The sequence below is a fragment of the Desulfosporosinus sp. BICA1-9 genome (genome assembly GCF_000802135.1).
Window position 1 is genome coordinate 1 of sequence record NZ_JUEE01000139.1, and the last position, 6,080, is coordinate 6,080.

Annotated in this window: 5 protein-coding genes and 1 tRNA gene; 4 read left to right on the forward strand and 2 right to left on the reverse strand. The window is 40.5% G+C overall.

The genetic code is table 11. The features are described 5' to 3' along the window. The 4 genes from JL57_RS16875 to JL57_RS16890 all read left to right on the forward strand — a co-directional run. The coding region (locus JL57_RS16875; RefSeq protein WP_034143185.1) for a hypothetical protein at positions 1–274 on the forward strand (274 nt) is incomplete at its 5' end. A gap of 280 nt (positions 275–554) precedes the next feature. After that, positions 555–630, forward strand: a tRNA-Lys gene (locus JL57_RS16880). Between the two features lie 253 nt (positions 631–883). Beyond that, positions 884–1,231, forward strand: coding sequence for a valine--tRNA ligase (locus JL57_RS16885; protein WP_034143186.1), 348 nt, complete (start codon positions 884–886; stop codon positions 1,229–1,231). A 585-nt stretch (positions 1,232–1,816) separates the two neighbouring features. Next, the gene (locus tag JL57_RS16890; protein ID WP_291300195.1) at positions 1,817–2,770 is read left to right on the forward strand and encodes a metallophosphoesterase; all 954 of its coding nucleotides are present in this window, start codon (positions 1,817–1,819) and stop codon (positions 2,768–2,770) included. Between the two features lie 583 nt (positions 2,771–3,353). Here JL57_RS16890 and JL57_RS16895 read toward each other — a convergent pair. Both JL57_RS16895 and JL57_RS16900 read right to left on the reverse strand, forming a co-directional pair. Beyond that, the gene (locus JL57_RS16895; RefSeq protein ID WP_291300196.1) at positions 3,354–4,610 is read right to left on the reverse strand and encodes an MFS transporter; all 1,257 of its coding nucleotides are present in this window, start codon (positions 4,608–4,610) and stop codon (positions 3,354–3,356) included. A 155-nt stretch (positions 4,611–4,765) separates the two neighbouring features. Next, complete coding sequence (locus JL57_RS16900) at positions 4,766–6,052, reverse strand: transposase (protein WP_291300197.1); 1,287 nt, start codon at positions 6,050–6,052, stop codon at positions 4,766–4,768. Positions 6,053–6,080: the final 28 nt, after the last annotated feature.

Sequence of the window (6,080 nt, forward strand, 5' to 3'; positions counted from 1 at the left end):
CTTTTTGGTTATGAAACATCAAGGATATCAATATGAGCACTGCTTTTCCTACAATTGGAATGCCATGGTAGGATTTCATCACCTTATGCAAATCGGTCGATTTATGAATGTTTTGCTAGTACATAGTGAGCTTCTAGAGAAAAAAGTAGCCGTACTCGGGATCAATGGCTTGTTAGAGTTTATTTTTAAAGCATGTACAGCGGATGTTCTGGATCTAACCCGTATAGCGTCAATTGTTATCGATAATAATTACCAGTGGAGATTGGTAAGTTAGAATCATCCAACGTTTGGATGACAATTTCAAAAATAATTAATGGCCCCCTTTAGGGTTTGTTTGTGGTGAGATAATTTAGTTTCTAGGCAGATCAGTCTTCATAAAGTGATGTGAGACTAAGGTATAACTTTGCTAATGAGTCATAGTTTCTTAAGCGATTCATCTAATTGGTATAATATTGAAAAATAATTGACTGCGAAAAATATCATGCTTCAGCTCTGCTAGATAATTATAAACCTTGCTAAATAATTTTTATTACTGTAATATTGTATATAAAGTTGCGCCACTAGCTCAGCTGGTAGAGCATCCGACTCTTAATCGGCAGGTCCCTGGTTCGATCCCTGGGTGGCGCACCAATTATATCAAGGTTTTCAGGGTTTTAAGGTTTCCAGTAAAAGTATAAAATACACCTACTGTACACCTACCACAGAAAAAAGCATAAAAACAACCGCCAAAAGTACCAATTTTGACGGTTGAGTAATTACATTTTCTTCTTAAAGTCCTTCCTTAACGGAGGGCTTTTTTTCTTGAAATAAAAAGTCTAATTTGGCAGCAGCGGCCTGTTTTATCTCCGGCAGTACGTGGCTGTATGCGTCAAGTGTTAGAACGATGCTCGCATGGCCGAGCATTTCCTGTACCACCTTTCGACATTGGATGAGACAAGGAGAGGAAGACAAGAAAGGTGAATATTTCAATTTTTTCAATGCTATAAAGGCAGCGGAGGCTCAGGCAGAAATTAGGGCAGTGGAACTTTGGCATAAACAGATGCCTCAAGATTGGAGGGCGGCACAAGCATTTCTTGAGCGGCGGTATCCTGAACGTTGGGGTAAGCGTGAGCGTGTTGAATTCACGGGTAAGGAAGGTGGACCAATCGAGATTGAGTCTATGAGAGCCAGACTTATTGAGAAATTGACTTCCCTTACTAAACAGGGAAGTACTATGGAATCAGATAACTGAATGTATTCATACTCCACATCCGCAGATCCCCCGCCCCTGTTCAACCCGCCATAACCCCCGACGCTACGAAGAGTGTCCGTACTGTTATGGCGAAATCGTAGTTATATTTTTCGATTGGGTTAGAATTAATGTGAGTTCTTCTGCATCATCTAGTGATGTTTTCTATCGAGCCGAACCACGTTCTACACGTGCCCGGTAAGCTCTGTTGGACTCTTTAAAAAACACATTGTGTAATAATGTACATGTCGGTAAGTTCTTGTTTACCTTACTAGAAAACATTGTGTAATTGTGTGGATATCTTAATCCTCTGTTTCCCTTGTTAGTCACAACCATGTGTAAGGTTACACATGGTGATATCATTACTCAAAACTGAAACTACGGTTCGAACTCTCCAAACCGTCATAAAAATCAGGTCTAAACTGAGGTAATGGAATTTTTACCATAAGGAAGTGGATAGTTCATTTTCGCCGTTAAGAAACAATATGTTAGAACTGATCCATAAAACAAGATCTCTACGCTGAATTTAATGTCAAACAAATATTTTTTCCATAATATAGCAATATAAAATTCAAAGGGGTTGGTTATATGGAAGATATAAAGTATGCTGATTCAAAGATTAACTTTAGGTTCATTGTATTTGGTGATAGCAGAGGTTATTACGAAGGAGTTAACAAAGCTGTCTTTGCACAAATTTTAAGAACAATAAAGAGATTTGCTATACAGCCAGGGTTTTTCTTATTTAGTGGCGATATGGCGAATGAGCATAGTTCAAGCTATGAGGCAAACAAAAAGGCATTAGAAGAGTGGAAGGAGATAGTTGAAAAATATTATCCAATTAACAGATTCTATAATTGTATTGGAAATCATGAAAGAAATGAAGAAGCTTTCAATGATGTTTTTGATTATTTACCTGATGGACAGTTACCGGGGTATGGAAGAACAGTATATTATATTGATTATGGCAATTCACGATTTATCATTTTAAATTCCAATAGAGAAAATAAAAATTACTACCAATATGTTCCTAATGAAGGTTCAATAAAAAATGAGGGTTATGTTATTGAAGAAAAGCAAAGAAACTGGTTGGAAGATAAATTAAAAAGCAGTGATAAAAAGTACAATTTTGTTATGTTTCACGTACCTGCTTTCCCTGTTAGCCATCATTTTGGGGATTGCCTTGATCAAGATCCAATAGAAAGGTATTTATTATGGGATATATTGGATAAATATAATGTCACAGCATTATTTAATGGACATGAGCATATTTACAGCAGGCGAGTAATAAATGGTGCATTTAATACTACTTTTAAAAATGATATTATACAAATAACTACAGGTGGTGCAGGGGCAAATATTTATGGATATGTCACAGATACCAGAAATAACTTAACCGGACCCCTTGGTATTTATCATTATGTTGTAGTAGATGTTTATGACCGCATACTATCTTTTAAGGTTTTTGATATAGATAGTAATATTATTGATTGCTTTACGGTTGAAAAACGTAGAAAGATTAAACCAATTGTCCATGACTCGTAAGATGCTATAAAAATTATAATGAAAAATATACTAAATTAAATCACAGATGAATATTAAATTTTTGCTTAGGAATAATGAAATTTATTAGGCCAACAAATATTTACCATAAAGAAAAAGGGTCTTTAAGAGGCAAAGGTAGCGGGTAGCGCTTGCACGAAGCCTTGTCATGCAACCTAAGCTTCTGATTGCTGATGAAATCAGCTCCATGCTTGACCCATCCACATAGGCAAATGTAAGCGCACAGGGACGAAAGTAAATAGCCTATCTTGGTATAAAATAAAGGAGAGCTGAGTTTTCAGGTCTCCTTTTGCACTCATATAAAATACACCTACCGTACACCTACGACGATGATTTTATCTGATTTTAGATGAAAGCCAGTAAGTTCTTAAAAACTTGTAATCCTTGCTACATAAGGCTTTTTGAGGTTAGACCATTCTAGTTAATATATACGTCGTCAAACTCTTAATCGGCAGGTCCCTGGTTCGATCCCTGGGTGGCGCACCAAAGATGAAATACCGAAAAAATAAAACAAAACAAGCGTTCAAAAGAACGCTTGTCTTTCGTAATTAACCCAGAGTACACCTTAGGTAGATTTATTTTCTTCAATTAAACCACCAAAATTCCCCTGCTGCATTTTGCTTTTGCGGGCAAAAAGCAGGTACACGAGTAGAGAAACCAATGTCGGTAGGATTACTAATAGGTACATGACATCGTATCCGACTGCTTTAGCCACAACACCCCATAAGATGGAGCCAAGAGCTAGACCCAAATCTAAAAACATGAAATAAGTGGCGGTAGCGGCTCCACGTCGCTCCAGCGGCACATACAAAACAGAAAGGGCATGTGTCGTTGGCTGGACTGCACCGAAGCCTATTCCATAAATTATACCTGCTAAAATAAAGACCGGCAGGGTTTGAGCTACATAAAGAATCACCAGAGTGAGTGAACAAAGTATTAACCCAGGTACTATAACGATGTCGTATCCCTTACGATCGGCTAAACGACCGAATAGAGGTCGAGAAATGGTAATACTAATGGCGTACACTAAGAAAAAAATCCCGATATCAGGCACTTGACGAAATTGGCCGTATAGAGCCAAGAAGGAGATAATGGCGGCGTAGTTGATTGAAAGGAAGAATATCACTAGGGAAGGACGCAAGGCCTTCTTTTCTAAGAGCACTGTTTTTACTACTGCAGCGGGCTTGTTCTGGGGCTTGTTCTGGGGCTTGTTCTGGTTTTTTTCCGGCGAACGGCTATTATTATGTTTTATGAAAATTGCTAATAAAAAAGATAATAGCACGAACCCGGCACAAACATAAAACATCAGTTGGAAATTGTAACCCTGCATCAGATAGAGGCCCAATGCTGGGCCAATCCCCATGGCTACGCTTAAAGAAAAACCGTAATATCCCATCCCCTCTGCAAAGCGAGGTTTAGGAATAATATCGCTGGCCAACGTGCCAGCTGCAGTGTTGCAATAGGCCCAGCCAAAACCTTGAACAAAGCGAGCCAACAAAAGGGTTAATAGCGTGGGTGTCCAGATGAGAGCCAAAGCGCTAACAAAGAAGATGGCTAAACCAAATAAAAAAACGCCTTTGCGTTGCAGATTATCAGTATTACGTCCAGCAAAGGGACGAAAAAGCACAGCGGCTAGGAAGAATATTCCCATCGCCGAACCGGAGAAGGCTTCCTTTCCAGTTATCTCTTTAATATAGATGGGCAGTGAGGGAATCAACATATAGAAACTAATATAGACGGAAAAGTTTGCAGCTATTAAAAGCAGGAACTTCTTCGTCCATAAAGGATTCAAAGGGTAAGTCGGTTCTGAAGTTTCTGGCAAGGCTCCACCTCATTTTGGTTTTTCTTGAACACTCCCCCACCTACGCCACATGCTAAGAGGAGGGGGATTCTAAACCTTCATTGAGAACCGCCCTTCAGCCGGAGCCTCTAGGTCTTACGTTCACTCCAGTTCATCACGTGATGGGCTTAACACCATCACGCGGCCCGGTCATGGGCACTACGCCACTGTCGAAGATGTGGACACACTTCGACTCGACGATACTTTGTTTCTTGATACTTGGGCATTTCTCGGCCTTTGGTGATCTCTCCATTTATGCCTTTATCTCGAATATTGGACGCTCCGACAACATCTCGATGACCTGTTGCTTTACACGCTGGGCAACCATAGTTTCTTGAAGATTGTTTAGTGAACGTTCCACAGACAGGGCAGGTTCCCGTGGTATAGGCCTCATTGATTCTCTCAAGGATGACCCCCTGTCGTTTCGCTTTATACTCGAGCATTTTTCGGAGTTCACCGAACGGCCAATTCGAAAGCTTTTGATTCACCTTACGTGAACGCTTGTTACGCGAGCTTTTTTGAACCCCGTCAGGGTTCCCTAAGTAGAGTTTCTTAATACCACGTTCGACACACCAATCAAGGGCCATTTTGGAGAGACAATGCAAGACATAGTCAATCTTCCTGGACATCTGAGCTAAGAAATTTTGTTTCCTACGAACCAGTTTCCAGTAGGCCTTAGACCCTTTACGCTTTTTGGATAGTTTTTTCGAAAGCTGAGCTAAGACTTTATTTCTCGATCGATACAACGACCGAAGTTCTCGCGCGGTGAGAATAAGATGTTCTTTGCCATCCGTTAGAGTTAACGCGTGGATCTCCCCTGGATCAGCCCCGGCTATGCCGGAGTCTGTAACGTTGACTATCTTCGGTTTCTCGATGGCTAGGTGAAGCCAATACTGATTGTATGTCCAAACGATTTCGGCTGAGTGGATGGAATTAAAGGAAATATGTTTCGGTCGTTTAATCACCAAAGGCTCTTCATTTCGGCCATTCGAAAAGACAATGGAATCGGTTTTTTCTAGGTGACGTAGAGCAATTTTCTTATAGTTAACCGAGAAAAACTGTTTATATCGCCAAGGGTATTTCCAATCGAGGTTTCCTTGAGCTCGTTGCTCCCGGGTCCGATCGCACGTTTCTTGATGAAGTTCAATCGTCGCTTGGATCGTCTGGGCATGAAGTTTATGCGTTTTCGCATTAAAGAGCTTCTTCATTTGGCTCTCGGAACTCCAGACTCGATACGAACTCCAAAGCCACCAATGAATATCCAAGATGTCATTCCAGAGACGAGCTGACTCCTTCCGGAGGCGATCCACGAGATCATGTTGCTCCAACTTAAGCCTCAAGGGGATCTTCGAGACGAGAACATCGTAATTTTTCTTCGTACTCTTTGATGGATCGCTTTCACGTTTGGCTTGCTTGATACCCACTCTATTCACCTCCCTTCAAGTTAGGGAT

Bases quoted from the DNA above. Each gene is read 5' to 3' on its own strand.
- JL57_RS16885 (WP_034143186.1), top strand. From the start codon at position 884: ATGCTCGCATGGCCGAGCATTTCCTGTACCACCTTTCGACATTGGATG.
- JL57_RS16890 (WP_291300195.1), top strand. From the start codon at position 1,817: ATGGAAGATATAAAGTATGCTGATTCAAAGATTAACTTTAGGTTCATT.